At 70.2% G+C, this 25,411-nt stretch carries 25 protein-coding genes; 14 read left to right on the top strand and 11 right to left on the bottom strand.

All coding sequences use genetic code 11. From position 1 onward, the window contains the following. Positions 1-189: 189 nt before the first annotated feature. Positions 190-573: a hypothetical protein gene (locus tag TFC3_RS15125; protein ID WP_067500190.1), complete on the top strand. Its 384-nt coding sequence runs from the start codon at positions 190-192 to the stop codon at positions 571-573. 162 nt (positions 574-735) lie between these two features. Here the strand turns inward: TFC3_RS15125 and TFC3_RS15120 are convergent, their stop codons facing one another. Together TFC3_RS15120 and TFC3_RS15115 are read right to left on the bottom strand one after the other, a co-directional pair. Then, a complete protein-coding gene (locus TFC3_RS15120) occupies positions 736-2,451 on the bottom strand; it encodes a hypothetical protein (RefSeq protein ID WP_067500187.1) in 1,716 nt (571 codons plus the stop codon). Further along, on the bottom strand, positions 2,448-3,749 hold the full coding sequence (locus TFC3_RS15115; RefSeq protein WP_236718135.1) for a tetratricopeptide repeat protein: 1,302 nt from the start codon (positions 3,747-3,749) through the stop codon (positions 2,448-2,450). Before TFC3_RS15115 ends, TFC3_RS15120 begins: the two co-directional genes overlap by 4 nt. Before the next feature lie 147 nt (positions 3,750-3,896). Between TFC3_RS15115 and TFC3_RS15110 the strand changes: the two genes are divergently transcribed. From TFC3_RS15110 to TFC3_RS15090, 5 genes are all read left to right on the top strand, one after another. Next, entirely contained in the window at positions 3,897-5,288 is a 1,392-nt protein-coding gene (locus tag TFC3_RS15110) for a DUF4331 domain-containing protein (protein WP_173745323.1), read from the top strand. A 239-nt stretch (positions 5,289-5,527) separates the two neighbouring features. Further along, a complete protein-coding gene (locus TFC3_RS15105) occupies positions 5,528-6,907 on the top strand; it encodes an AMP-binding protein (protein ID WP_067500181.1) in 1,380 nt (459 codons plus the stop codon). Next, the gene (locus TFC3_RS15100) at positions 6,904-7,851 is read left to right on the top strand and encodes a pyridoxal-phosphate dependent enzyme (protein ID WP_067500179.1); all 948 of its coding nucleotides are present in this window, start codon (positions 6,904-6,906) and stop codon (positions 7,849-7,851) included. The genes TFC3_RS15105 and TFC3_RS15100 overlap by 4 nt, the downstream gene beginning before the upstream one ends. 148 nt (positions 7,852-7,999) lie before the next feature. Further along, a complete protein-coding gene (locus TFC3_RS15095; RefSeq protein WP_067500177.1) occupies positions 8,000-9,130 on the top strand; it encodes a pyridoxal-phosphate dependent enzyme in 1,131 nt (376 codons plus the stop codon). Positions 9,131-9,361: 231 nt separating this feature from the next. Further along, positions 9,362-10,093, top strand: a complete 732-nt coding sequence (locus TFC3_RS15090) for an ATP-binding protein (RefSeq protein WP_161952597.1) — start codon at positions 9,362-9,364, stop codon at positions 10,091-10,093. Between the two features lie 11 nt (positions 10,094-10,104). On the opposite strand, the gene TFC3_RS15085 is transcribed toward TFC3_RS15090, so the two are convergent. After that, positions 10,105-10,773: a TetR/AcrR family transcriptional regulator gene (locus TFC3_RS15085; protein WP_067500172.1), complete on the bottom strand. Its 669-nt coding sequence runs from the start codon at positions 10,771-10,773 to the stop codon at positions 10,105-10,107. A 223-nt stretch (positions 10,774-10,996) separates the two neighbouring features. Between TFC3_RS15085 and TFC3_RS15080 the strand changes: the two genes are divergently transcribed. Next, on the top strand, positions 10,997-12,202 hold the full coding sequence (locus TFC3_RS15080) for a nitric oxide synthase oxygenase (RefSeq protein WP_067500170.1): 1,206 nt from the start codon (positions 10,997-10,999) through the stop codon (positions 12,200-12,202). Here TFC3_RS15080 and TFC3_RS35865 read toward each other — a convergent pair. The 3 genes from TFC3_RS35865 to TFC3_RS15065 all read right to left on the bottom strand — a co-directional run bounded on the left by TFC3_RS35865 (position 12,199) and on the right by TFC3_RS15065 (position 15,280). Continuing rightward, a complete protein-coding gene (locus TFC3_RS35865) occupies positions 12,199-12,930 on the bottom strand; it encodes a globin domain-containing protein (RefSeq protein ID WP_082772070.1) in 732 nt (243 codons plus the stop codon). The two genes, TFC3_RS15080 and TFC3_RS35865, sit on opposite strands and share 4 nt — an antisense overlap. A gap of 123 nt (positions 12,931-13,053) precedes the next feature. Beyond that, a complete protein-coding gene (locus TFC3_RS15070) occupies positions 13,054-14,271 on the bottom strand; it encodes an AGE family epimerase/isomerase (protein WP_067500168.1) in 1,218 nt (405 codons plus the stop codon). A gap of 133 nt (positions 14,272-14,404) precedes the next feature. Next, complete coding sequence (locus TFC3_RS15065) at positions 14,405-15,280, bottom strand: diiron oxygenase (RefSeq protein WP_067500166.1); 876 nt, start codon at positions 15,278-15,280, stop codon at positions 14,405-14,407. A 60-nt stretch (positions 15,281-15,340) separates the two neighbouring features. Here TFC3_RS15065 and TFC3_RS15060 point away from each other — a divergent pair, with 60 nt between their 5' ends. The 3 genes from TFC3_RS15060 to TFC3_RS15050 all read left to right on the top strand — a co-directional run bounded on the left by TFC3_RS15060 (position 15,341) and on the right by TFC3_RS15050 (position 17,820). Next, the gene (locus TFC3_RS15060; protein ID WP_082772069.1) at positions 15,341-16,066 is read left to right on the top strand and encodes a TetR/AcrR family transcriptional regulator; all 726 of its coding nucleotides are present in this window, start codon (positions 15,341-15,343) and stop codon (positions 16,064-16,066) included. After that, positions 16,063-16,380: a DUF4873 domain-containing protein gene (locus TFC3_RS15055; protein WP_067500165.1), complete on the top strand. Its 318-nt coding sequence runs from the start codon at positions 16,063-16,065 to the stop codon at positions 16,378-16,380. The genes TFC3_RS15060 and TFC3_RS15055 overlap by 4 nt, the downstream gene beginning before the upstream one ends. Before the next feature lie 153 nt (positions 16,381-16,533). Then, positions 16,534-17,820 carry an HNH endonuclease signature motif containing protein gene (locus TFC3_RS15050; RefSeq protein ID WP_082772449.1) on the top strand — a complete coding sequence of 429 codons (1,287 nt, stop codon included), beginning with the start codon at positions 16,534-16,536 and terminating at the stop codon, positions 17,818-17,820. Between the two features lie 54 nt (positions 17,821-17,874). Here the strand turns inward: TFC3_RS15050 and TFC3_RS15045 are convergent, their stop codons facing one another. Continuing rightward, positions 17,875-18,900: an AraC family transcriptional regulator gene (locus tag TFC3_RS15045; protein ID WP_067500163.1), complete on the bottom strand. Its 1,026-nt coding sequence runs from the start codon at positions 18,898-18,900 to the stop codon at positions 17,875-17,877. A gap of 235 nt (positions 18,901-19,135) precedes the next feature. On the opposite strand from TFC3_RS15045, the gene TFC3_RS15040 reads away from it, so the two are divergent. After that, entirely contained in the window at positions 19,136-20,674 is a 1,539-nt protein-coding gene (locus TFC3_RS15040) for an NAD(P)/FAD-dependent oxidoreductase (protein ID WP_067500161.1), read from the top strand. 174 nt (positions 20,675-20,848) lie between these two features. Next, positions 20,849-21,688 (top strand): alpha/beta fold hydrolase, encoded by an 840-nt coding sequence (locus TFC3_RS15035; RefSeq protein ID WP_067500159.1) that lies wholly within the window; start codon positions 20,849-20,851, stop codon positions 21,686-21,688. Between the two features lie 150 nt (positions 21,689-21,838). Here TFC3_RS15035 and TFC3_RS15030 read toward each other — a convergent pair whose 3' ends face one another. Genes TFC3_RS15030 through TFC3_RS37995 form a run of 3 tightly spaced genes read right to left on the bottom strand, consistent with a single transcriptional unit; the run spans position 21,839 to position 23,106 of the window. Further along, complete coding sequence (locus tag TFC3_RS15030; protein ID WP_067500158.1) at positions 21,839-22,255, bottom strand: VOC family protein; 417 nt, start codon at positions 22,253-22,255, stop codon at positions 21,839-21,841. A 58-nt stretch (positions 22,256-22,313) separates the two neighbouring features. Continuing rightward, positions 22,314-22,979: a DsbA family oxidoreductase gene (locus TFC3_RS15025; protein ID WP_236718134.1), complete on the bottom strand. Its 666-nt coding sequence runs from the start codon at positions 22,977-22,979 to the stop codon at positions 22,314-22,316. Beyond that, positions 22,963-23,106, bottom strand: coding sequence for a hypothetical protein (locus TFC3_RS37995; protein WP_161952596.1), 144 nt, complete (start codon positions 23,104-23,106; stop codon positions 22,963-22,965). The genes TFC3_RS15025 and TFC3_RS37995 overlap by 17 nt, the downstream gene beginning before the upstream one ends. A 135-nt stretch (positions 23,107-23,241) precedes the next feature. On the opposite strand from TFC3_RS37995, the gene TFC3_RS15020 reads away from it, so the two are divergent. After that, positions 23,242-23,820: a DUF6642 family protein gene (locus TFC3_RS15020; protein ID WP_067500154.1), complete on the top strand. Its 579-nt coding sequence runs from the start codon at positions 23,242-23,244 to the stop codon at positions 23,818-23,820. A 31-nt stretch (positions 23,821-23,851) separates the two neighbouring features. Next, positions 23,852-24,502: a maleylpyruvate isomerase N-terminal domain-containing protein gene (locus tag TFC3_RS15015; RefSeq protein ID WP_067500152.1), complete on the top strand. Its 651-nt coding sequence runs from the start codon at positions 23,852-23,854 to the stop codon at positions 24,500-24,502. Here TFC3_RS15015 and TFC3_RS15010 read toward each other — a convergent pair. Next, positions 24,495-25,403, bottom strand: a complete 909-nt coding sequence (locus tag TFC3_RS15010) for an RICIN domain-containing protein (protein ID WP_067500151.1) — start codon at positions 25,401-25,403, stop codon at positions 24,495-24,497. The two genes, TFC3_RS15015 and TFC3_RS15010, sit on opposite strands and share 8 nt — an antisense overlap. Positions 25,404-25,411 lie beyond the last annotated feature (8 nt).

Below are 25,411 nucleotides of genomic sequence, written 5' to 3'. Positions count from 1 at the left end.
GAAAAGAACAGGTACATCGGAACCCCGCGAGCGATCGACGACCATGAGACACGCAAATGTCTCTGGAGAACCACACCACCTCGGCTCGGGGCGGGTCGGTTTCGGCTCGTTTGACACCATCGGCCGTACCCGTCATTCCCGGGTGACCGCAACACCCGCCGCCTGATTGATGCCGGTAGCTTGTCCGCCATGCGCTCCATCGTGGAACCCGATCCGGCCTGGGACGCAAGTACGGACGAGAACGGTGTTCTCACGGTGGAATTGAGCTGGCCGCCCGACGCGCTCGCCGGGCGGCAGGAGGAACTCGTGATCAGCCCCGGACTGGCTCAGGCCTTGACCGGTGCGGGGCTGACCGGGTTCACAACCGCAGCGGCAGCGGGCGTCTATCTCGATCAGACCTTCGGTGTCGAGCCGGGCGATGTTCCGCCGCCGTTGCTGCGACTGGTGCCCGGTGACGATGCGTTGGCGGATCTTGCGTACGTACCCGGAAAAGGTTTCTCGGTCAGTGAAAAGGCTTTGCAGGTCCTGCAGGCGCACTGCAAGAGCTTGATGGTGGGGCCGCACTCCCAGTAGCGGTTTTGCCGGCGCTTTCAGCGGCGGCGCAGCAGCTTTCACCGGCGGCGCAGCAGGAAGCCGTGCTCGGTGAGCTGTGTGCATCGAGGAGGGTGGCGCGGTTGGTGAGGCCAAGTGGTGGCTGAGCTGGCGGCGAGGGCATGGTCTGGCGGGCGGGGTGGGTCAGGGGAACAGGCTGGCTGTGGCCAGCAGGGCCATGCCGATGCCTACCGCGAGGATGACGGAGGCGGTAGCGGCGGGCATGCGGGGGGTCAGCAGACGGTGCCAGCGGCCGGAGCCCAGGTTCTGCAGACGATGTCCCCAGCGAGCCAGGGCGAACCCGATGCCGGTCAGGGTGGCGGCCAGGCCGATGCCGTAGGCGATGACGAGGACAACGCCGTACCAGGCCCGGCCGAGGGCTGCGGCGCCCAGGAGGACGACGACGGCGGAGGGGCTGGGGGACAGGCCGCCGGCGAAGCCCATGGCGAGCAGGGTGCGCACCCGCAACGGTTCATCGGGGGCGGGGATGTAGTGGGTGTGTGGGCGGCCGTCGCCGTGGTCGTGGGTGTGCAGCGCGCCTTGACCGTCCGGCGCGTGACCGTGAGGCGCCTCGTGGAAGTGAGCTCCGTCATGAGAGTGAGGCTCTGCGTGAGTGTGAGGCGCGGCGTGAGTGTGAGGCGCGGCGTGAGTGTGAGGCGCGGCCTGGGCGTGCGAGGCCTCATGAGCGTGCGAGACGCTGGAAACCAGCGAGGCGTGGGTGTGCGACACGTCAGAGATCAGCGACGCATGGGCATGCGACACGTCAGCAACCCCCGAGTCGTGAGCGTGCGACACCTCCGCAACCCGGTGCGAGTGGCGGCGGTTGCGTAGGGCCCTGCGCAGGAGCTGCGCTCCGATCAGGGCCACCAGGAGGCCGCTGATCAGTTTCAGCCAGGTGTAGAGGGTGTCGGGGGCCAGCTCGACCGAGGTTGCCAGGATGACGCCCAGGGTGAGGACGCCCAGGGTGTGTGTGACGGCTACCGAGCCGGCGACGGTGAGGGCGGGGGCCAGCCTGCCCTTGGCTCCTACCAGGTACGCGGCCATGATGGTCTTGCCGTGGCCTGGGGCTACCGCGTGGGCGCTGCCGAGGACGATGGCGATCAGCACCGCCAGCAGGCCAACGCCCAGGGTGAGCGTGGGATGCCCCACCAGCTCGGTGAACCAGGTGGTGAGGCGATCCACGTCACGAGCCTGGGCGGCCGCGCCGGAGATGTCGAAGGTGGGAACGCCGGCGGGAGCCGGTGGGCCGCCGGGGCGAACGGTCAGGGTTGCGGTGCGCACGCCGGCAGTGGGGGCGCCCGCGGGGTAGGCGGTCAGGCGGTTGCTGATGCTGGTGGCGGGGACATCCGAGGACGTCAGCGTGTAGCGGTCGCCGATGGCGGTCACCTCACGCCAGCCGATGCGGTCGGGGTAGAAGTTGGTGGCGAAGGCGATCCCGGCCCCGGCACTCAGGCGGGCGGGGGCGTGCAGGACACATTGCAGGCGCAAGGTGGTCAGGCCGCCGGCGCCCGGGCGGAGTTGCAGGCCAGCGGTGCGGTTCTGGACGGGGACGCTGCTGCCGTTGATGGTCACGGTGGTGGCGGCGGCTGCTGCGGTGCAGGTTTTCTGGGCGTACGACATCTGCTCGGCATTGTCGGTTGCGCCGTTGTGATTGGCGTCGATCTCGTCGGTTGTCGCCTGGTACGCCGGCAGCTCGGCCAGATCCAGCACGTAGTCGACGTCCACGCCGGTGGCAGCGATGCGCAAACCGGCATAGACGTTGGTGGTGAAGTTGCCCAGCGGATGGGCCTGAGCGGGCAGCGGCAGCAGCAGGGCGACGGTCAGGCCGGCCAGGCCCGCGGTGACAAGGCGGCGGATCATGCGGGGCCTTCCAGGCTGGCGAGTTCGGTGCGGGCGCGAGGGGCATTGCGCAGCGAGAAGTACGGGTTGAGGGCGAGGGCTTCGCTCAGGTCGGCCCGTGCGCCACGGCGGTCTCCCAACGCCCGGCGGATCTGGGCCCGCTGGTAGTGGGCGCGGGCGTCCTTGGTGCCCAGCCGCAGACCACGGTCGGCGTGGGTGAGGGCCTCCCGGTCGCGGCCGGCTGCGTGCAGCGCCCAGGCGTACGCGGTTTCGACGCTGACGCTGGGGCGCGCGGCGAACAGGGCGCGGGCCTTGGCCACGGCGGTGCCGGGCTCACCGCGGTCGGCGTAGAAGAGCACGAGGTCGATGTCGGTGGTGGCGCCGGTGGCCCCGGGCAGCCGGGTGGTGGCCCGGATCAGCGTGTCGATGGTGGCCGCCTCGCCGGGGCGCCCGGCGGCGGTGAGCGTGTCGGACAGGGTGACCAGGTGGTCGACGGTGGGCAGGACAGCGGTGGCGGCGCGCAGGTCGTCCAGCGCGGAGGCGTAGTCACCGCGGGCGGCGCTGACCTTGGCGCGGTCGGCCAGCAGGGCGGGTTGGCCGGGCGTGCGGGCCAGGCCCCGAGCGAAGTAGCCGGCGGCTTTGTCGAGGTCACCCTCGTTGAAGGCCAGCTCGCCCAGGTGGGTCAGGGCGAACGTGGCGTCGGCGGGGCTGCCGGCCACATCCAGGGCGCGCTGCATCAGCTCGGTGGCCCGGTTGCGGTTGCCGCTGAGCTCGAAGACGTAGGAGGCGCGGCCGAAGGAGCCGGTGTCCGGGCGCAGGTCGAGCATGCGCTGCACGGCCGCGGTGGCTTCGGGGTAACGGCCGAGTTCGACGCAGGCGTCGGTGAGCACGCCGTACGCGTCGGCCGAGAACGCATCGGTGGCCACGGCGCTGTGGGCGTACCGGAAAGCCTCATGAAAGTTGTGGCGGGCCGCAGCCAATGCTCCCAGGCCGGTCAACGCGGCGGCATTGCCGTGGGGCTGGACCGTCAGCGAGCGGCGCAACGCGGTCTCGGCGGGCGGGTAGTGGCTCGGGTCGGCGGTGATGCGGGCCAGCTGGACCTGCGCCATGCCCAGCTGCGCCCAGCCCTGCCAGTCGCCCGGCACCTTCGTGAGGTGATCCGTGGTCCGGGTGACGTAGCGGTCGAGTTCGGAGGACGCGGGGGCGCTGGCCGGGGCGGGCTTGTCCGCATGCCGCGGCACCAGCAGGACCCCGGCTCCCAGCAGGGCGGCCGCGGCCGCGGTGATCACCAGAACCGGGCGGAGCCATCGTCTGTGCACCGGCAAATAGTGCATCACGGACGGTTCCTTTCAGAAAGGACACGAGTAATAAAAGTGGAATAACCGGCGATCCATCCGATTTACCGCTACGAAGTCACATGGGGCGGTGGCAACGGTGCCGACCGCCCATGTGATTCCGGGGGAATGATGAAAATTGCCGTAACCCGCCGGCGCCTGACCGCGCTGGCGGCCATCGGTGCGTCGGCGGCCTGCGTGGCGTCGCTCTCGCCGATGCAGGGCCACGCGTCCTCGCACCGCGAAGCTCCGCTGATCGCGCAGACGCCGAGCCTGGACAACACCGACCTGTACGCGTTCGTCAGCCCTGACCAGCCGGACACGGTCACCCTGGTGGCGAACTGGACGCCGTTCGAGGAGCCGAACGGCGGGCCCAACTTCTACCCGTTCGCCGAGAACACGGCGCACGACATCAACATCGACAACGATGGTGATGCCAAGGCCGACATCATCTACCGGTGGACGTTCAGCACCACGTACCAGAACGACGGAACGTTCCTGTACACCACCGGCCCGGTCACCAGCCTGGCCGACAAGGACCTGAACATCCGTCAGACCTACCAGCTGCAGCGGATCACCCCGGCGGGGGCCAAGACGATTCTCAAGGCGGCCCGGGTGGCGCCCTCGTTCACCGGCAAGGCTTCGATGCCGGACTACGAGACGCTGTCCAACGCGGCGATCACCTCGGCCGGCGCGGGCTCCAAGTCCTTCGCCGGGCAGGCCGACGACCCGTTCTTCGCTGACCTGCGGGTCTTCGACCTGCTGTACGGCGGTGACCTGTCCGAGGTCGGGCAGGACACGCTCAAGGGCTACAACGTCAACACGGTCGCGCTGCGGGTGCCCAAGACCCAGCTCGCGCTCAAGGGCGATGCGACCCGCAACCCGAACGTGGGCATCTGGACCACCACGTCGCGGCTGGGCGCCAGCATGAACGGCAAGCCGGCCACCGAACGCCAGGTGTCGCGGCTGGGCATGCCGCTGGTCAACGAGGCGGTCATCCCGCTGCGGGCGAAGAACGAGTTCAACGCCACGAAGGCCAACGACGACGCGAAGTTCCTCAATTACGTGACCAAGCCCGAGGTTCCGCGGCTGATGCAGGCCATCTACAACATCCCGGCCCCGGCCACCCCGCGCAACGACCTTGTCGAGGTGTTCCTGACCGGTGTGTGCAAGGCCTGTGGCCCGGTGAAGGCGGACCTGAACTCGCAGAAGCTCAACAAGGACGCCAACGCCAAGAAGTTCGCGCCGAGCGAGCAGCTGCGGCTCAACATGTCGGTGGCCCCGGCGGCCACGCCCAACCGTCTGGGTGTGGTCGGCGGCGACCTGGCCGGGTTCCCGAACGGGCGCCGGCTCACCGATGACGTGCTGGACGTGACCCTGCAGGCGGCTGAGGGAATTCTGCTGCCCAACCCGCCGGCTGCGGTGGCCACGCTGGGCGACGGGGTGGACGCCAACGACCACGCGTTCCGGTCGGCCTTCCCGTACGTGTCGCTGCCGAACATGGCCGCGGTGAACCAGAACTGAGGTGGTAAGCGGGAAACGGGGGTCGCCGGGCGGCCCCCGTTTCTCCTTCGCTGGCGGCCGAGTCCTGGCGTAGCAGCAAGTGCCCGCGGAGCTTGCGAGGCAGACGGCTTCCAGGCAGGGGCGCATTTGTTCTTCGCCTGGCCGGTGAACGTGGTGACGTCGAGGTTGCGTTTTCTGCGGTTGAACGCGATGGCCAGCGCCCATGACGGCCGGGGGCGGGACTCTGGGATCATCGGGGGATGCGACTGCTGACAGCCCTGCACGAGGACCCGGACGTCGAGCGCATGATCACCGCCCCGGCCGGGTCGGTGTCGCGGCACGACTTGCTGGCTCGCGCGGGGGCGCTGGCCGCCGAGCTGCGGGGCGTACCCGTGGTCGCGGTGCAGGCCACACCGGATCTGGCGACCATCGTGGCGGTGACGGCGGGGTTGCTGGCCGGGGTGCCGATCGTGCCGGTGCCGCCGGATGCCGGCGAGCTCGAACGGCTGCACGTGCTGCGCGACTCCGGCGCGGCGCTGGTGTTGTCCGACGATCCGGGCGCGGCCGGGACGAGCGGGGTGCCGGTGATCGCGATCAGCGGTGCCCGGCGCGCTGCGGGCGTACCGGATGAGCCACCTGAAGCGACGCCTGCCTTGATCCTCTACACCAGCGGGACCACCGGCCCGCCCAAGGGTGTTGTTCTGTCGCGCTCGGCGATCGCCGCCGACCTGGACGCCCTCGCCGAGGCGTGGCAATGGACCGCCGGGGACACGCTCGTGCATGGCTTGCCGCTCTATCACGTGCACGGACTCGTGCTGGGCGTGCTGGGCGCGCTGCGCATCGGATCACCGTTGGTGCACACCGGGAAACCCACCCCGCAGGGGTACGCCGAAGCACGTGGATCCTTGTACTTCGGTGTGCCGACCGTGTGGTCGCGGGTGTGTGCCGCCCCCGGCGCCGCGCGGGCCCTGCGATCGGCCCGGCTGCTCGTCTCCGGCAGCGCGCCGTTACCCGTTCCCGTCTTCGAGAACCTGACGGCCCTGACCGGGCAGGCCCCCGTCGAGCGGTACGGCATGACCGAAACCCTGATCACCGTGAGCACCCGCTACCACGGCGAGCGCCGCCCCGGTTCGGTAGGGCTCCCGCTGGCCGGCGTGCAAACCCGGCTCGTCGGCGAGGGTGGGCAGATCCCGCACGACGGCACCACCATCGGTCAGTTGCAGGTGCGCGGGCGCACCCTGTTCGACGGCTACCTCGGTGCCGGCTCGGCCCTGACCGCCGACGGCTGGTACCCCACCGGTGATGTCGCCACGATCGGGCCGGACGGCTTCCACCGCATCGTCGGGCGCGCCGCCACCGACCTGATCAAAACCGGCGGTTACCGGGTCGGGGCGGGCGAGGTGGAGGACGCGTTGCTGCTGCACCCGGGCGTGCGCGAGGCCGCCGTGATCGGCACCCCGCACCCCGACCTGGGTGAGCAGGTGAGCGCGTTCGTGGTGGCCGAGGGCTGCACCGGCGAGGAGCTGATCGGGTTCGTCGCCGAGCGGCTGGCCGCCCACAAACGCCCGCGCGTGGTGACCTTCGTGGCCGAGCTGCCGCGCAACGCCATGGGCAAGGTCCAGAAAGGCCGTCTCCCGTGAGCCTCACCCTTGATGACATCCGCGCCGCGGCGAAACGACTCGACGGCGTGGTGCACCGCACGCCGGTGCTGCGCTCGCGCACCCTGGACCGGGCCGTGGGTGCCGAGGTGCACATCAAGGCGGAGAACCTCCAGCGGATGGGGGCGTTCAAGTTCCGCGGCGCCTACCATGCGATGTGCCGGCTCGGCCCCGAGCAGCTGGCCCGGGGCATTGTCACGTTCTCCTCGGGGAACCACGGGCAGGCAGTGGCGCTCGCCGCCCGGGAGCTGGGCACCACCGCTGTGGTGCTCATGCCCGCCGACGCCCCGGCCTCCAAGCGCGCCGCGGTCGAGGGCTACGGCGCCGAGGTCATCGCGTTCGACCGCTACACCGACGACCGCGATGACCTGATGACGCGGCTGGCCGCCGAGCGGGGGCTGACCATGATTCCGCCGTACGAGCACTGGGACGTGATGGCCGGGCAGGGTACCGCGGCCCTGGAGTTGATCGAGGATGCCGGGGAGCTGGACGCGCTGCTCGTACCGGTCGGCGGCGGGGGGCTGCTGGCCGGCAGCGCGGTGGCGGCCAAGGGGCTGCTGCCGGGCGTCCGGGTGATCGGGGTGGAGCCGCGTGCCGGCAATGACACCGAGCAGTCGCTGCAAGCCGGGCGGCGGGTGCGGGTGGCCGTGCCGCGCACGATCGCCGACGGGCAGGCCGTGGCGACGCCGGGGGAGCTGACCTTCTCGGTGAACCGGCGGCTGACCGACGAGATCGCACTGGTGGACGACGACGAGATCCGCGACGCCATGCGGTTCGCCTTCGAACGCCTGCGGATCGTGATCGAACCCAGCGGGGCCACCGTGCTGGCCGCCCTGTTGTCCGGCCGGGTGACGCTCACCGGGCGGGCCGGCGTGATCATTTCGGGTGGGAACATCGACGTCGCGCGGTTCGTGTCGCTGTTCTGACCGGGCCCGTTGAAGAGCATCCCGCCGGTCCCTCCGGCGGCCAGTGGCGCGTGGCGATCCAACGTGCCGGCCGAGATTGCCTGCGCCTTCTCGTTTAGCACTCCGGGCCACTGAGTGCCAGTCTCTGCCCGAAACTTAGGTTGGGTTCATGGCGACACTCGTGGACCGTGCGGGCCGGCACTACCCCCTCGACGAGCCGCGCTGGCGAGGCGAAGACGGATCACCGCTGCTGGTCACGCCGTTGCCGGGGATCACGCGGGCAGACATCGATCTACCGGTACGTTCGCAGTGGCGCTACGCGGCTGCCCTGCCGGTGCCGATCGAGCACCCGGTGAGCCTCGGGGAGGGCCTGACGCCGCTGCTCCCCCTGGACGTGGACGGCTTGGCGCTGCACGTGAAGCCGGAATGGTTCAACCCCACGGCCAGCTTCAAGGACCGCGGCACCACGGTGATGATGTCGGTGCTGCGGCAGCAGGGCATCACCGCGATGCTCGAGGACAGCAGCGGCAACGGCGGCTCGTCGGTGGCGGCGTACGCGGCGGCGGCCGGGATCGCCGCCACCATCCTGGCCCCGCAGTCCACCTCCACCGCGAAGATCCAGCAGAGCCGGGTGCACGGAGCCGCGGTGCGGCTGGTGCCCGGCACCCGGCAGGCCACCGCGGACGAGGCGGTCCGGCGTTCGGCAACCACGTTCTACGCCAGCCACAACTGGCACCCCTTCTTCCTGCAGGGCACCAAGCTGCTGGCGTACGAGATCTGGGAGGACCTCGATTTCACCGCCCCCGAGGCTGTGGTCGTGCCGTGCGGCGCGGGCAGCCTGGTCCTGGGCCTGCACGCGGGTTTCGGCGAGCTGCTCGCCTCCGGTGCGATCACCCGGCGCCCGCGGCTGCTGGTTGCTCAGCCGGCCAACTGCAGCCCGGTGACCGCGGCTTTCAACGCCGGCGCCGCCCGGGTCAGCGCCGCCGCCTGGGCTCCCACCATGGCCGAGGGAACCGCGATCGCCCAGCCGGTGCGTGATCGCGAGGTGCTGGCGGCGATCCGTGAATCCGGGGGCTCGATGACGGCGGTCGCCGAGCAGGACATCGCCCCCGCCACTTTTGAGCTGGCCGCCCGGGGCCTGTACGCCGAACCGACCAGCTCGATCGTGTTGCCGGCGATCCGCACGTTTCGTGAGCAGGGAGTCATCGAGGCTGGTCAGGGGCCTGTGGTGGTGATTCTGACCGGCACGGCGCTCAAGGCCGCGGACACAGTGGGACGACTGCTGACCACGTCCGAGTGATATGTCGTCGTGTGCCCATGATGCATGGCACCCCACATGGCACGTCGTTTAGTCGCATCGGTCGTTGGGAATGGTGTGCAGCCCCCTTACCTCTTTGATCGATTCGATCCGGGCCAAGGCGAAGGCATTGCCGCCACCCTGGACGTGGAAAGCTCGGTGGTCACGCTCGCGGTGCACGGCTCCTGGGGGCCTCACCTGCGGCGTGATGTGCATACTGCCGTACACAAAACCATGAGTGAGCATCCCGCGGCGCTCATCCTCGACCTGCGGGCGCTGGCCGACCCGCGCGGGGTCAGCGTGCCCACCTGGACCACCGCCCGCCACCACGGCGCCGCGATGGACCCGCCGGTGCAGGTCATGGTCTGCGCCGCGGCGGACTCGGCGGTGGCCCTGCGGCTGACCCGGATGGGCGCCACCCGCTACATGCCGGTGATCTCCACGATGGCCCAGGCGCACGCCGCGGCCGCGGAGTGGCTCCCGCTGACCGGACGCCTGCAGGTGCGCCTGGCCCCCGAACCCAGCGCCGCCCGGGTGGCACGGGCCGTGATCTCCGACGTGTGCAGCGCCTGGAACCTCGGCGACCTGCGCGACCGGGGCCGGTTGGTCGCCTCCGAACTGGTCAGCAACGCAGTGGAGCATGCTGCCACCCAGCTGACCCTGACCCTGTCGCGCCGCGGCCAGGGGCTGCACCTGGTGGTCCGCGACGGTGACCCGCGGCTGCCCCGCATCCACCCGCTGGACGACCCCACCTGCGAGGTCCGCGGCCGTGGCCTGCACACCGTGCACGCCACGGCCACCGCGTGGGGGGCGATGCCATCGCGCACCGGGGGCAAGGTGGTCTGGGCGACGATCTGGTCGTGGCGCCGGTTCCCGGCCGAGGATCCGGTCGGTGCTGTCGACTTCCCCGCTGAGAGCGGGCCCGCCTTGGGTTTCCGGGGACGGCTGCGGCCCGGTCGCGGCTGACGCTCTTGCCGCTATCTGGCACGGCGGATCTTGGAGCGGACGACTCGGCGGGACAGCGGGCCCAGCTCCTCGACCAGCTCGACAAGCGTGCCGAGCTGGTCGATTGCATTCAACGCGGTGCTGCCGCCGGCCGGGTCCACGCCCTCGTACAACTCCAGACCGATGAACGCCGCGGAGATCGCGCGGCTCAGGCTCGGCGGGTCCACGATGTCGGCCAGCGGCGAGTCCCGCAGCAGCCTGACCAGCACCGCCTCGATCTCGTTCACCCACAGCGCGAGCCCGTCCGCAGTGACCTTGCCCAGCGCGGGGTCGGTCTGCCCGGCCGCGAGCAGCTGCGCCAGCACCGCGACGTTGCCCTCGGCCTGCTGACCGGCGTGCATCTCCCGGCCCACCGCGAGCAGCTCCCGCAGCGAGCCGGCGGTGGCGAACCGGTCCCGGTATTTGGCCACCTGCCGCTCGGTGGTGCGCCGGCACGCCTCGGCCAGCAGGTCCTCCATGCCGCCGAAGTGGTAGAAGATCAGCGCCTGGTTGGCCCCGGCCGCCGCGGCGATGGTGCGCGCGGAGGTGCCCGCGATGCCCCGGGTGCGCAACGTCTCGATGGCGCTGTCGATCAGGCGGTCGCGGGTGTCGGCCTTCGTGCGGGGCTTCGAGGGCTTGCGGTCCTGATCGTCATCGCTCATGCCTCAGGGTTTACCAGAGTCCACCGGGCACTGAGCGCGGCGCCCGCCCCGGCGAGTCCGGCGCGGACGTGGGTGCGCCGGGCGATAGGGGTGCGGGGGGTGATCCTTGACTTATTGACGCGGGTTGGTCACGAATTTATGATCATCTTCATTCGCGATGATCAACGCTGCGTATCCGGGCCGTCTCCTGTGGTGTCCGGGGTGGGACGGGGTGAGGCAACACGTGGGCACGCCCGGCTATCGGGATCATCCCGTACCTGAGTGGGATCCGGACGCAGCGGTGGACTGGGCCGAGGCCGAGGATTTCCTGCGCCAGTACCATGCCGAGAACCCCGGCACCGGCGCGGTCGAGCCCCGGCTTGCCGAGGTACGCGCCGAGATCGCAGCCACCGGCACCTACGAGCACACCGGCGACGAACTGACGTACGGGGCGAAGCTCGCATGGCGCAATGCCAGCCGGTGCATCGGACGGCTGTACTGGCGCAGCATGCTGGTGCTGGACCGGCGCTCCGCTCGCACCCCTCATGAGATCTGTGCCGAACTGATCCGCCACTTGGAACTCGCCGGCGGCACGGACGATCGTTCTGGCTCGCGCGTGGGCCGGCAGGGCGCCGTCCGGCCAGTGATCAGCGTGTTTGCGCCGGCCAAACCGGGGGAGCCGTTCGCGCGCGTGTGGAACGAGCAACTGGTGCGCTACGCCGGTCATCGGATGCCGGACGGCTCGGTGGTCGGCGATCCGGCGCAAGTGGACTTCACCGCGGCTCTGGAGCTGCTGGGCTGGAAGGGCAAGGGCACCGCGTTCGACGTGCTGCCGCTGATGATCGAGTCGCCGCACCACGGCGTGCACATGTTCGACCTGCCCGAGCGCGCGGTGCTCGAAGTGCCGCTGATCCACCCCGAGTACGGCTGGTTCGCCGAGCTCGACCTGCGCTGGTACGCCATCCCGGCGATCGCCAACCAGCGGCTCACCATCGGCGGTGTCAACTATCCACTGGCGCCGTTCAACGGGTGGTACATGGGCACCGAGATCGGCGCTCGCAACCTGGCCGACAAGGACCGGTACAACCTGCTGCCGGTGATGGCCGAGCGGCTCGCGCTGGACACCAGTTCGGAGGCCACGCTGTGGCGTGACCGGGCGCTGGTGGAGCTGAACCGGGCGGTGCTGCACTCGTACGCCCGAGCCGGGGTGAAGATCTCCGACCACCACACCGAGGCGGCCCGCTTCCTCGAGCACATCCGCCGCGAGGAGAAGGCCGGGCGTGAGGTGCCGGCCGACTGGAGCTGGATCGTGCCGCCGATCTCGGGCGCGGCCACGCCGGTCTTCCACCGCTACTACCACGAGGCCGACCAGCGACCGAACTTCTACCTCGATGAGGAGGCGCGGCAACTGGCCCGGACCGGACGGCCCTGGACCAGCCTGCCGCTCTAGTTCTTCTCGCCGAGCATGTGCGCGGCCATCCAGTCGTAGACCCAGATCCACGCCGAGCTGGTCGCCACGGTCCAGTCACCGGTGACGTCACGCACGGCCCGGACCAGAGCATGCCCCACGTACGGATAATGCGCCGGCACCACGGCATACCGGCGGGCGTGCTGCGCGCCGAGGCGGTAGAGCACCCGCTCCATGTCGACCGCATAGCGATCGGGTTCGACCAAGGCCCGGACGCTGTCGAGCAGGGCCCGGCACAGCTTCTCGTTCTGCGCCGTCATGTCGGCCGGGAACATGTCGCGCACGCTCGGCGCCAACTGGAACAGGTGGTCGTAGAACGCCTCGGCGAGAGCCACCGGGCGTTTGGCCACCACGGCGGCGGTGCGCTGCACGATCTCCAGGGCCTGCGGGTCGGGGCGCCGGTTCGGACCCGGCCCGCGTGACGCCTTGGGGGCGGCGGCCGGCGGCTCGACACGCTCGCCGTGGCGCTGCTCCGGAACGGCGTACTGGCTTTCCTGGTACTGGTTTTCCCGGGGAGGGTACTGCTCGTACTGCGGCTGCTGCGGGGGTTCGTACTGGTGGGCCGGGCGTCCGAACTGCTCGGCCGGGGGCTCGTAGCGGGGTTCGCCGGGGCGCTCGTACTGCCCCGGTCCGCGCGATTGCGCCGGCATGTTTCCCGACCCGTAGACGCCTTCGGGGAGGTACGCATCCCGCGACCCAGACTCGATCATGGGAGCTAACTTAGCGTTTGCGCCTCATGACTTAAAAAGCGGTACAAGGTGATTGTCCGCACAGCCGGACCCGGAGGTGCATTCGGGAAGGAATCCGGTCCGAACTCCCCCGGGGGCTAGGTGTCAGATGTCCTCGGAAACGGCGGTCGCGATCATCGGCCACAAAGGAAGCCGAGCCCCCAGCGTGGCCTGGAAAGCGTGGTACAGATCGGCTTTGCCGGGCCAGACGGTGTCGGTGGGCACGTTGGCGGCGTCGAGCTGGTGGAACCAGGAGCCGTGCTCGTGGTCGATGAGGTGCTGGGCGGTGTAATCCCACCAGACGCGGTAGAGCTCGGCGTACCTCTGCTCGCCGGTGCGCGCGTACAGGGCGGCCGCGGCGTTGATGCCTTCGGCGGCAACCCAGTGCATGCGGTCGCGGACCACCGGGCGCCCGGTCCAGTCGGTGGTGTAGACGAAGCCGGGCTTGCCATCGACGTCCCAGCCGTCGGCGACCGCGCGGTCGAAGAGCTGCACCGAGGCGGCAACCAGGTCGGGCTTCTTGGGCGCACCGGGGGCTGCGGCCGCGTGCAGCAGGAGCCGGGACCATTCCAAGCCGTGGCCGATTGTGGCGCCGTACGGCTTGAACTGATGATCCGGCTTGTCGGCGTTGAACTCCAGCACCGGGTTCCAGTCGCTGTCGTAGTGCTCGGGGATCCGCCAGTTGTGCGCCGAGGCGACGGACACCACGAAGTCGCAGATGCGCAGGGCGCGCCGGGTCCACTCCTGATCCCCGGTGACGCCGACAACCGAGAGCATCGCCTCCACGGTGTGCATGTTGGCGTTGATGCCGCGGTAGTCGTCGAGCTTGGTGAACGAGGAGTCCCAGGTGTCGACGCACATGCCGGCCTGCTCGTCCCAGAACTTGTCGAGGAAGAACGAACTGGCGTCCTCGAGCAGCTCGCCAGCGCCCGGCAGGCCCGCCTGGGTGGCGGTGGAGGCGGCGAGCACCACGAAGGCGTGGTCGTAGCAGGACTTGCCGGCCTCGGCGGTGCCGTCGTCGGCGATCGAGGAGAACCAGCCGCCGTGCTCGGTGTCGCGCAGCCGGCCGGTCAGCCCGGCCAGCGCCTGGCTCGCAATCAGCCCGGTGCCGGGAACGCCGAGCAGCGCACCGATGGCGTACACGTGGGTCATGCGCGAGCTGATCAGCGCCGACAGCGGCCGGCCGGGCACCGGCACCCCGCGGGCGTCCAGCCAGCGGGCACCACCCTCGGGGTCGGCGGTACGGCGGCCGAAGGCCAGCAGGTCGCGGCTGTGCTGGTCCAGCCAGCGGTGATGGGCTTGACTCGTCGGCCACACGGACATGTCGATCACTTTAGGTCAAAGCATGGCCGGGCTCGCCACCGCCCGGGATGACCCGCGGGGCCGTACGGCCGCTATCGCGTTTCGTGGCGCTGCAGCATGCCTTCTCGTGGCGCTGCCGCGTGCCTTCGCATCGCTACAGGAGGCCGGACCGTCGCCACAGGATCAGGCCGGGGCCGCCTATGAGGCCGAGTTCGCGCAGGTAGTCGACTACCTTGCGGCCGGCCCATCGCAGCGTGGCCTGATGGCTTGGGTTCTCCCGTGCCGCCCGGGCGCCGGCCTGCGGATCGATGCCCACACTGGCGTACACCTCGGGGGCGATCAGCCGCCGGCCGGTCAGGTAGGCCGCCCGCGCGATGATGAGGCGGTCGCAGGCCAGGCGCCGGCGGCCCGCGGCCCGGACCTGACGGGCCAGTTCCGCACGGGCGTAGCGGACGTGGCGTGCCTCCTCGATCACGTGGATGCGTGACACCATGCGTACCAGCGGCTGCACGGTCTCGTCGGCCGAGGCTTCGCGTTGCAGGGCGTCGAGCAGTTCCTCGGCGATGAGGATCGCGGCGTACATGCGGGGGCCGGTGGCCGTGGCGGCGATGAACTTGCCGAGCTGGTTGTCGAATCCGCCGACGCGGTAGACCGGGCAGTCCAGCTTCTCGATCATCCGCCCGAACATCACCGAGTGGCGGCACTCGTCGGCGACTTCGGTGAGCGCGTACTGGGCGTGCGGGTCGGTGGGGCTCTGCGTGTAGTACTCGCGGAGCAGCAACTGCATGAGAATCGTCTCGAACCACACGCCGAGGCTGGCGATGCTGGCGGCTTCGTGCCTGGTCAGGGTGCGACGCTGCGCGGGGCTCAGGGCGTGCCAGAGCGGGGTGCCGTACAGCGAGGAACGGGTTTCCGGCACGAACCAGTGGTCCGGCAGCAGCGGGGCATCCCAGTCGATCTCGACCTCGGGGTCGTAGGAATGTGCCGCCGAGGATGCGAGCAGCCGGGTAGCGGTAGTCGAACGATCCACGCCTGATCCTCTCTTCGCGCCGACTTGACGTTACGAGCGGTAACAGCTACTTCTCGTACTATGAACTCACGCTCGGACGCCGTCAACCGCGAGGACGGGCGCAGCCGCCGGTGGGAGATCCATCGCCGGCAGCGCCGGGCGGAGCTGGTGGAGGCGGTCATCGCGGCGATCCGCGAGCTCGGACCGGAGCCGGGCATTGACGCGGTGGCGGCGTACGCGGGTGTCAGCAAGCCCGTGCTCTACCGCTATTTCGCGGACAAGTCGCAGCTGTGGGAGGCGGTCGGCCTGCGTGCCGCCGAAGAGCTGGTTGCGGCGATAGGTCCCGCCGTTGCATCGGTACGAGCGGAGCGCGACATCGTCAACGCTGCCGTCAACGCGTACCTGCAGTTCATCGAGGGTGACCCGCACTTGTACAAGTTCGTGGTGCACCAGCGCGGGATCGCCCGTGATCGTGACGTGGTGGCTGACGCCGTGGACATCGTTGCCGGGGGCCTGGCCCGGATCCTGGGAGACCGGTTGCGGGCGCTCGGGTTGGACTCGGGGGCTGCGGTGCCGTGGGCGTACGGCATCGCCGGGTTTGTTCAAACAGTGGGTGACTGGTGGGTGAGGCAGCACCAACCGGTGAGCCGCGAGGCGCTCGCGGATTACTTGACGACGTTCCTGTGGGGCGGTGTGGCGGGAATGGAGCGTGCCGCTGATCTGCCTGGCGGGCTGGCTTCCGGTGGCGTGCCGGATGGGCTGGGGTGTGCCGGGGGCGCGCGGGCCGGTGAGAGGGAGGAGCTGTGACTGACCCGGGCCAGGAGGTTGGCGGCGAGCAGTACCGCGGTTCGGCGGCGATCCTGGCGGGCGCGGAGGTGGTCACGGTGTCGGTGCGGTTGTCGGTGCGATTCGAGCCGGTTGAGGGGCGCTATCGCTGGGGTGGTCGAGCGGCTCCGGATGAGACGCTCAGCGCACGGCTGCGCGACGGTGCTCGTGACGTCACCGTGCGGATCGGCGACCGTGAGGCCGCGGCCCGGCTCGGTGAACCGGATCCCTGGGGTGGTGTCCGGCTGACGGGGACCGGCCGTCCACCGTGGATGAGGGGTGCTGCTGAAGCCTAGCGCCGTGCTGCCGGCCCTGCCGCCTCGAGGAGCCTCCTCGGCGGAGCTCTGCTCGTACCGAGTCTCACCGCATTTTCAGGGCAAACCCGGCGCGATGTGACGCCTGACTCTCTGATTTCCCCCATTCGAACGTTGTGCCAATATGGACGTGTGATGGCGACGTTGGAACACCTTCGCGGGGATGTGGCGGACCTTGCCGCAGCCCCGCGATGGTCGCTGTCCGACGAGGAGCGTTGCGACTGTCTGCGCGCCGCCTATCGGCTGCGGGAGACCGCGACAGCCTTACTCCTGACGATGGCGTACGAGACGGAAACCGCTGGTACGCCGGCGCATCGAGGTCATCCCGACTTGATCGGTTTCCTACGCGGTGAGCTGCGTGTGGACCCGGCTCAGGCGCGGGAGCTGGCGACGCAGGCGGCGTTGGTGTCCCGCTGGCCCACGGTTCAGCAGGCACTGATCGGCGGCCGGGTCGATGTCCGGCAAGCCGCGGTGATCGCTGCTGCAGTCGATGAGATGCCGGCGACGCTGGCTGAGGTGGACGACGGCACTCTGACGGATCAGCGGCCGCACGCCGAGATCGTGCAGGCGGCACAGGACCGGCTGATCGCTTTGGCCGGCGACTTCCCCGCGTACCAGGTGCGCAGGCTCAGCCAGCGGATCCTGGACCATGTGGCCCCGGAGATCGCTGAGCGGGCCGAGGAGCTGGCGCTGCGGCGTCAGGAGGAACGCGCGTGGGGTCAGCGGGGTTTCACCCTGGCACTGCCGCAAGCCGGTCTGGTGCGGGTGAGTGGCGCTCTGACCGTGGAAGCCGCAGCCACCGTTCGGGCCGCCCTCGAGCCGTTGTGCGGCCCGAAGACTCGCGAGGATCGCACGGCTGCCCAGCAACGCGCCGACGCGCTCATCGACGTTTGCCGGCTGGCGCTGCGCACCGGGGAGCTACCGGACAACGGCGGTGAACCCCCGCAACTGGCCCTCACGGCAACGGTCGACGCGGTGACCGGCACAGTCGGCATCGGCACCCTGGACACCGGCGAGCGGGTGTCCGCCGAAACGGTGCGGCGGCTGGCCTGTGACGCCCAGGTGGCGTCGTTCCTGCTCGATGGCGTCGGGCAGATTTTGTACGCCGGCCGCAAGCGCCGCAAGGCAACCGGGCCGCTGCGCAGGGCGGTCCTGGTCCGCGACGGCGGCTGCGCGTTCCCGGACTGCGACAGCCCACCGCGCTGGTGCAGCGTGCACCACATCCTCTCGTGGTGCGACGGCGGAACCTCGGATCTGCCGAACCTGGTTGCCCTGTGCTCCCGGCACCACAAGCTCATCCACGACGAGAGCTCGGGCTGGCAGGTTCGCACGGGCGCCGACCGGCTACCGGAGTTCCTGCCTCCGGCGTGGATGGACCCGGCCCGGACACCTCGGCGGAACGTGTTCCATCCGCGCAAGTGACACTGGTCAGCGAACGTGCGCGTTTCCCGTCTCGGCGTGGCTGCTCGGCGGCGTTCACGGCGTCCGCTGCGGCGTGGCGGTCCCGGAAGAGCGCAGTTGCCGGGGCGTCACACCGAACCAGCGGCGTACTGCCCGGCTCAGCGCCGACTGTTCGGCGAGGCCGATCATGGCGGTGATCTGGGTGAACGGCAGCGGCGTCCCGGTGATGAGCCGGTGCGCGGCGGCTCGGCGGACGTCGTCGAGCAGGGCTTCGAACGTGGTCTGCTCAGCGGCCAGCCGGCGTTGCAGGGTGCGGGGGTGAGTTCGCAGGCGGCGGGCGATGGCGGTGACGCCGGCCGGTGAGGTGCCCAGCGCTTGGGCGAGCAGCAGACGTACCCGGTCGGCAACGCTCTGCCCTGGCTCGGGGAAGTGGCTGGTCAGATAGTCGAGGGCCAAGTCGCGCAGGAGCTGGTTGCCGCCCGGAACCGCGGTGGCGAGCAGGCCGCCGGGTACGCGCAGCACCGCGTCGGGACGGCGGAAGCGCACCTCGGTGCCGAAGAACGCGGTGTACGCGCCGGGCGCGGCGAGCGGGGCATGCGGCAGGTGCACCGAGCGCAGACCGTACGGGCCGTCGTGCAGCAGCAGCACGGTGCGGTGGATGAGGCCGAGCCCCAGGTCGGCTACCTGCGGCGGCAACGGCGCGGCCGTACCGCGATAAAGCAGACCCACCACGCCGGGACGCCCCGACGGATCGGGAATCTGGGCGACGGTCAATGTGGGACTGTGCACGAACAGGAAGCGGCGCGTCGTCTCCAGCGCCTCACCCAGCGTGGCCGCATTCTCGATCGCCAGTGCAAGCGGCCCAAGTACCGACGCGTTCTGCAGCCCCGCCAGGCGTAGTCCCAGGTCACCGCGGTCACGATCGGCGGCGGCGGCCTCGAGCAGGCGACCCGCGGTCACTGCGGGAATCAGCTCGTCGTCAGAATCAAGAGCAGCCGGGGGTACGCCGAAACGCGCGAGCATCGCCGATCCGTCACCGCCGAGCCGGTCGAGCAGAGCCGGCAGCCCCCGCAGACCGGCGGCACGGACCATGGGCTCCATGCCAGCCGACGATAGCGAAGCCACCGATCACCCCGGCCGTGCCTGCGTCCTTTGGACTTGCTGCCGTCGCTGATGGGCCGGCCTTGCCGTCCTGTTCACCTGTCACCCTTGCCCGCTCACCCTTGCCGCTGCGCCACCGTCGCTGTCGCGCCGCCTTCGCCCCAATGTCGCGCGAAGATAAATTCGTGTCGCGTGGGGGCAAGTATTGGGACGGTATCTGGAGTTCACTGGCGGTATGGCGGACCACTTCGACGTGCTCATCATCGGCGCTGGGATGTCCGGCATCGGCGCGGCCTGGCGGCTGCAGCAACTGCGGCCCGGCACCTCGTACGCGATTCTGGAGAGCCGTGACGATCTCGGCGGCACATGGGACCTTTTCCGATATCCCGGGGTGCGCTCCGACTCGGACATGTTCACGCTCAGCTACCCGTTCCGGCCGTGGCGCGGCGAGCAGTCGATGGCCTCGGGCGAGTCGATCCTCAGCTACCTCCGCGACACGGCGGTCGAGGGTGGCATCCTGCCGCACATCCGCTTCGGCACCCGCGCGGTGGCGGCGAACTGGGACGGCTCCCGCTGGACGGTCGAAACCGAAAAAGGAACACTGACCTGCAATTTCTTGTACGCGTGTGCGGGTTATTACAACTACGAAGCCGGCTATCAGCCCGACTTTCCCGGCCTCGGTGACTTTGCGGGGCGCCTCGTCCACCCGCAGTTCTGGCCCGAGGACCTCGACACGACCGGTAAACGTGTGGTGGTCATCGGCAGCGGTGCGACCGCGGTGACGCTGGTTCCTGCGCTGGCCGCGACGGCGGAGCACGTCACGATGCTGCAGCGCTCACCCACGTACCTGACAGTTCTTCCAGACCGTGACGCTTTTGCCGATCAGGCCCGCAAGCGGTTGCCACCAGGTCTGGCCCATAAAGTGGTACGAACAAAGAACGTCCTGGTCACGCAGGGCTTCTACCAGTTGGCGCGGCGCCGCCCGGACCGGGTCAAGTCGCTGCTGCGGCGCCTGGCGCTGCACTTCCTCGACGACCCGGCGTACTTCGCCGAGCATTTCACTCCCAGTTACGAACCCTGGGACCAACGGCTGTGCGTGGTACCGCGTGGCGACCTGTTCAAAGCGATCAACGATGGCAACGCCTCCGTGGCGACCGCGACCATCGACCGGTTCGTCCCCGAGGGCATCCGGCTCACCGGCGGCCGCGTGCTCGAGGCGGACGTGGTGGTCAGCGCCACCGGCCTCGACCTGCTCGCCGTCGGCGGCATGACCCTGACAGTAAAGGGTCTCAAGATCGAACCGGGTCACTCGATGACGTACCGCGGCCTGATGCTCGGCGGCGTACCCAACTTCGCCTTCTGCATCGGCTACACAAACGCCTCCTGGACGCTTCGCGCAGACCTTTCGCACCGGTACGTCGCCAAGTTGCTCGGCTACCTGGCCAAACACGGCTACACCTGGGCCGTCCCCAACGAAGCCGCCGGTGAACGCCGCCCGCTGCTCGACCTGTCCTCCGGCTACGTGCAGCGAGCCCTCGACAAGTTCCCGGCCCAAGGCACCACCGACCCGTGGCGAGTGCGTCAGAACTACCTGATCGACGTCGTACGCACCCCCCGCGCCGACGTAACCCGCGACATGACTTTCGGTCGAGGCTCCACATATTTCGGCCCGCCGCAAGAAGACAGCTCATCCGCGTCTGGTGCTTCCAACGCGTCGCCGGCTGCTTGCAGGTCTGCACCGGCTGCTTCCACGGCACCCGGAGAAACCCGATGACCCGCCTCCACCCCTTCCGATTCGCCGGCCGCACCGCCGTAGTCACCGGCGCCGCGGGCGAGTTCTCATCGCACCGAGCGCCAGGGTCCCCGACGTGCTGGCCCGCCTGATGCCGGTCTTGCACCTGCGCGTGCTGGGCAAGCTCACGGCGGCGGCCGCGGCTCGGGCGTCACGATGATCAAAACCTTGACGGTACGAGGAAGCACCGTCCGCGTGCACGACACCGGCGACCCGGCACACCCGCCCGTGCTGTTGTTGCACGGTATCGGCCGCAGCCTGGAGGACTGGGACGCAACGCACGAACGGCTCTCCGGCACCTACCGCGTGATCAGCGTCGACCTGCCGGGCTTCGGGTTGTCCGGTCGCATGCCGGAACGGGCGTCGCTGGAGTCGTTCGCCAGCAGCGCGCTGGCCACGGTGGACGTGCTCGGCGAGCACCGGCCCCTGCACGTGATGGGCAACTCGCTGGGCGGCGCGGTGGCGATGCGGCTGCTGGCCGGCGCCCCGGACCGGGTGCGCACGCTGACCCTGGTAGGCAGCGCGGGATTCGGCCGCGAGGTGATCTACACCCTGCGAGCGCTGGCGATCCCGGTGCTGGGCCGGCGGCTGCTGACCAGGATGGACGAGCGAACGATGAAACAGGTGGAGCGCAGCCTGTTCCACGACCCGGCGCACGCGACACCGGCGCGCATCGAGTTCGCGATGAAGGCGTTCGCCCGGCCGGACTTCGTGGCGGTGTACCTGGAGACGGCAAAGGCGCTGGGCACCTTCCGCGGGGTACGGCCGGCTTGGCGTCGTACCTTGCTGGCCGACGTCTCCCGGCACAACCGCCCGACCCTGATCATCTGGGGTGAACGCGACCTGATCCTGCCCTCGGCGCACCTCACTGCCGCGTGCGCGGCGTTCCCCGAAGCCGAGCAGCACCTGTTCCCCGGCACCGGCCACATGCCGCAGATCGAACGCGCCGACGAGTTCGCCGACCTCGCGGGTGGCTTTCTGGCCCGTTACCGCTGACCGGCCGTACTCCTTCGCCGCGAGACCGGGGTGCGGCTGGACGGGTGGGGGCGGTTCGTGATCGACGACGTGGTGCACGGGCCGGTAAGGCTGCGCTGCTGATCGGCCTCCGGCCCGGTCACCACGTCGTGGGTGACGGTTCAGCAGAACTCAGCCCAGGCCGTTGGCGGCCAGCCACTCGGGGTCGGGCGCGATCCGCTGCAACAGCTCGACCAGCACGCCGTCGGGGCCGGCGACCTGGAAACGGCGCTGCCCCCAGGGCTCGGAGACCAGCGGCATCACCACGCTCACCCCGGCCGCGCTGAGCCGCTCGTGCTCGGCGTCGACATCCTCGACGATGAAGGCCAGCAGCGTGCCGGCCACTGTCGTACCGCGGGTGACGGCCGGCCACGACTCGTGATTGCGCTCGATGAAGTCGAGGCTCAGATCGGGGTGCGCGGGGTGCTGGGTGGTGACGTACCAGCCGAGGTCGGCGCCGACGACGAAACCGAGGTGCTCGGTGAACCAGGCGGCCGCCGCGGGCGGGTTCGCGCAGGCGAGGGCCGTTCCCATCATAGTCCATTTCATGGGTCCATCCTCACCCATGGTCCAGAAGCGACGGGCACGGCGGGGATGCCGGTGCCGGTCAGGCGCCGGCCTTGTGGGCGGTGGTCAGGGCCTGCAGGAAAACCTCGGCGGGCTGGGCACCGGACACGCCGTATGCACGGTCGAGGACGAAGAAGGGTACGCCGGTTGCCCCGTACTCCTGGGCCTGGCGGATGTCCGCGTTGACGTCGGCGGTGTACTCGTCGGTGTCCAGGACGTGGCGGGCCTCGTCGCCGGGTACGCCCACCTCCTCGGCCAGCTTGACCAGGGTGCCGGTGTCCATGCGGGCGCCCTCGATCAGGTTGGCGCGCATCAGGCGTTCATGCGCCTCCCCGCCGGCCCCGTGCTTCTTGGCCAGGTGCAGCAGGCGGTGGGCGTCGAAGGTGTTGAAGCTGACCGCGTTGGCGAAGTCGTAGTGCAAGCCCTCCGCTTCGGCCAGCTCGGCCACCTGGGCGGTCATCTGCTTGACCTGGTCCTTCGAGCCACCGAACTTCTTGGCCAGGGCGTCGTACACCGGCTCGTAGCTGTTCTTGGGGGTGCGCGGGTCCAGCTGGAAGCTGCGCCACACGATCTCGACGTCGGCGGCGTGCTCGAACGACGTCAGCGCGGTCTCCAGGCGCCGCTTGCCGATGTAGCACCACGGGCAGACGACGTCGGACCAGATCTCGACCAGCACGAACTTGTTCCTCTCAGAAACAGTTGCCATCCGAGCACGCGTCGGCGTCCCCGGATCCGAGCACGATGAGCCCCTTGAGCGGCTCGGCGGGCGTGACCTCCGGAACTTCGGGAGAGTCCTCCACCGCAGCCGGGGGCTCGAAGTCGATCTCCACCATGCTCCCAGGCTACTGCGCCCGGACCCGCCCGCACCGTGCCCGCCTTTGTGAGCTTCGTCGGCCTTGTGGTGTCGGGGATCATCCCGGCGCTCCCGGTGAGCTAGCGTCGGGCGCTGAGGCGGCTTAGGAGGTCAGGTGCGCAAGCCCGGGGGAGTGTTCTGCGTCGAGGGCCAGTGGGAGGACGACCTGACCGAGCGGGGATCCGTGCTGCCCACCCTTGAGCTGCTCGAACGCCTCGGATCGATCCGGTTCATCCACCGCGACACGGCCACCACCGAGGAGCTGCACTACTACCTCGACACCTGGCTGTCGCGCAAGTACCAGGACTACAAGGTGGGGTTCTTCGCGTTGCACGGCCAGCCGTCGCAGCTGTGCCTGACCGCCAGGACCACGGTCGAGCTGGACGAGATCGCGGCCTGGATGTCCGGGCGCTGCGGCGGGCGCAGCCTGTACTTCGGCAGCTGCTCGGTGCTGCGCGCCTCGGATCGGGTGCTCAAGGAGTTCCTGCACGAGACCAAGGCGGCGATGCTGTGCGGGTTCACCAAGGCGATCGACTGGGTGGAGTCGGCGGCCTTCGAGACGGTGGTGCTCAACGCGCTGGTCAACGGGGGGCGCATCGACAGCGTCGAACGGCTGGTGCGCTCCGGGCGGTGGGCGGCCCTGGCCGAGCACCTGGGCTTTCGGGTGGTGTACGCGAACGGGCGCACGGGTTGAGCCCGAACGGGTTGCGCTTAAAGTGAAACCCATGGATGTCCGTGAGGCGGCTGTGGCGCAGTGGGACCTGCTGGTGGCACGTGCAACGGGGCTGGAACCGCCGGATCTGCAACAGCCGACCCGGTTGGAGCCGTGGCGGGTGCGCAACCTGCTGGCCCACGTGGTGCGCAACGTCATGGCGGTGACCTCGGCGTTGCGGCGGCCCGCGCCGGAGTCCCGATCGGTGTCGCTGGCCGGCTACTACGACGAGTCGGCCAAGGTTGCCGCGGCCATCCGGGACCGGGCGGCGGGGGAGACGGCGTCGGCGGAAGGCCTGCGCGAGGCGGTGGAGGCGGCCGGGAAGGCGCTGGCCGGGGTGCCGGACACCCGGCTCGTGGCGGTCCGGCTGGGCAACGTCACCTTGGAAGAATTCCTGGTCACCCGGTGTGTCGAGGGTGTCGTGCACGGCACGGACCTGGCCCACGCGGTGCTGGCCCACCCGCATGCGTGGGTGGAGCCGGCGGCGGTCGGGGTCTGCGCGCAGCATCTGGCCGAGCGCGTGGACCAGCAGGTGCACATAACTGACCGGTACGCCCACTTCTCCGCGTGCGCCGTGCCGGTCCTCGACTTCGTGGAATGGGCCAGTGGGCGCATCCCGGCCCCGCACCCCGAGCTGGCCGCCATCCGGCCCGTCATCACGTGAGCGACCACACCTGATCGGCGGCGCCGGTGCACGCGCTGACCCTGACCGTGGCGCCCGAGGATCCGGGGTCGGTCAGGCACAGCCCGCCGGCCTGGTTGACCAGCGTGCCACCCGGCCCCCGCCGCCACTGCGCGCTCGCGCGGTCGTCGCAGCCCACCGAGCGCACGGTGGCGTCGCCGGTGGCCTGGGTGCAGTGCCCGGCGACCCGCAGCGTGCCGTCGGTGGCCAGCGTGAAGCTCTGGTAGCTGACGCCGCTGCAGCCCGACGTGATGATCGGGGTGCCGTCGACGCCCAGCAGGCCACCCAGCGCCAGGCACCGGTCGCTGCCGGAGGTGATCGGGCCGGTGAGGGCGCTGGCCGGGGGCGGGGCCTGCGTCGGGTCGGCCGGGGCCACCGAGGTGGGAGCCGCGCTGGGCGGTGGCGGGACGGCGTAGCCCGCGCTCGGGGTGCCCGCCGGTTGGCCGGAGGCGCCGGGCTGACGGGACGCGGTGCTGCGCTGCGAGGGGCGCGAGGCCGGGGCCGAGGCGGGGGCCGCGGCTGAGGCCCGGCTGATGGCGATGCCGGGGGTGATCGTCGCGCTCGTGGGAACGTACGAGAAATCGGTCCCTGGCATTGTCGCTCGTGAGGGTTTGTCGTCGTGCGTGGTGAGCAGCAGGACACCGGCGGCGCCGAGGGCGAGGATCACGATGCCGGACAGGACCAGCAGGCGCTGGCGCAGCGGCGAGGGACCACCGGGGCTCTCGGATGGCGGCGGCGCGGGCGCGACGACGGGCAGGGAAGCGGTGGCCTCCTCCGGGGGAAGCGTGGCGCTGCGCGGCCAGGCGGCCGTGCCCGGTTCGGTGGTGATGTACGGCCGGACCAGCACCGGGTCCGGGGGCGCATCGTCGGTGCTGTCCGCCATGTGAATCT

It is taken from the genome of Actinoplanes sp. TFC3, assembly GCF_001553785.1.
In the GTDB taxonomy this organism is placed as follows: Bacteria; Actinomycetota; Actinomycetes; order Mycobacteriales; family Micromonosporaceae; genus Actinoplanes.
Note: the sequence above shows the minus strand (reverse complement) of the source record. Positions and strands in the feature narration are given on the sequence as shown.

Excerpts from the sequence above, each read along its gene's own strand:
- TFC3_RS15010 (WP_067500151.1), bottom strand. The coding sequence starts at position 25,403 with ATGGCGGACAGCACCGACGATGCGCCCCCGGACCCGGTGCTGGTCCGG.
- TFC3_RS15015 (WP_067500152.1), top strand. The coding sequence starts at position 23,852 with ATGGATGTCCGTGAGGCGGCTGTGGCGCAGTGGGACCTGCTGGTGGCA.
- TFC3_RS15110 (WP_173745323.1), top strand. The coding sequence starts at position 3,897 with ATGAAAATTGCCGTAACCCGCCGGCGCCTGACCGCGCTGGCGGCCATC.
- TFC3_RS15090 (WP_161952597.1), top strand. The coding sequence starts at position 9,362 with ATGAGTGAGCATCCCGCGGCGCTCATCCTCGACCTGCGGGCGCTGGCC.
- TFC3_RS15125 (WP_067500190.1), top strand. The coding sequence starts at position 190 with ATGCGCTCCATCGTGGAACCCGATCCGGCCTGGGACGCAAGTACGGAC.
- TFC3_RS37995 (WP_161952596.1), bottom strand. The coding sequence starts at position 23,106 with ATGGTGGAGATCGACTTCGAGCCCCCGGCTGCGGTGGAGGACTCTCCC.
- TFC3_RS15105 (WP_067500181.1), top strand. The coding sequence starts at position 5,528 with ATGCGACTGCTGACAGCCCTGCACGAGGACCCGGACGTCGAGCGCATG.
- TFC3_RS15070 (WP_067500168.1), bottom strand. The coding sequence starts at position 14,271 with ATGTCCGTGTGGCCGACGAGTCAAGCCCATCACCGCTGGCTGGACCAG.
- TFC3_RS15045 (WP_067500163.1), bottom strand. The coding sequence starts at position 18,900 with ATGGAGCCCATGGTCCGTGCCGCCGGTCTGCGGGGGCTGCCGGCTCTG.
- TFC3_RS15040 (WP_067500161.1), top strand. The coding sequence starts at position 19,136 with ATGGCGGACCACTTCGACGTGCTCATCATCGGCGCTGGGATGTCCGGC.
- TFC3_RS15085 (WP_067500172.1), bottom strand. The coding sequence starts at position 10,773 with ATGAGCGATGACGATCAGGACCGCAAGCCCTCGAAGCCCCGCACGAAG.
- TFC3_RS15035 (WP_067500159.1), top strand. The coding sequence starts at position 20,849 with ATGATCAAAACCTTGACGGTACGAGGAAGCACCGTCCGCGTGCACGAC.
- TFC3_RS15060 (WP_082772069.1), top strand. The coding sequence starts at position 15,341 with ATGAACTCACGCTCGGACGCCGTCAACCGCGAGGACGGGCGCAGCCGC.
- TFC3_RS15025 (WP_236718134.1), bottom strand. The coding sequence starts at position 22,979 with ATGGCAACTGTTTCTGAGAGGAACAAGTTCGTGCTGGTCGAGATCTGG.
- TFC3_RS15095 (WP_067500177.1), top strand. The coding sequence starts at position 8,000 with ATGGCGACACTCGTGGACCGTGCGGGCCGGCACTACCCCCTCGACGAG.
- TFC3_RS15030 (WP_067500158.1), bottom strand. The coding sequence starts at position 22,255 with ATGAAATGGACTATGATGGGAACGGCCCTCGCCTGCGCGAACCCGCCC.
- TFC3_RS15050 (WP_082772449.1), top strand. The coding sequence starts at position 16,534 with ATGGCGACGTTGGAACACCTTCGCGGGGATGTGGCGGACCTTGCCGCA.
- TFC3_RS15120 (WP_067500187.1), bottom strand. The coding sequence starts at position 2,451 with ATGATCCGCCGCCTTGTCACCGCGGGCCTGGCCGGCCTGACCGTCGCC.
- TFC3_RS35865 (WP_082772070.1), bottom strand. The coding sequence starts at position 12,930 with ATGATCGAGTCTGGGTCGCGGGATGCGTACCTCCCCGAAGGCGTCTAC.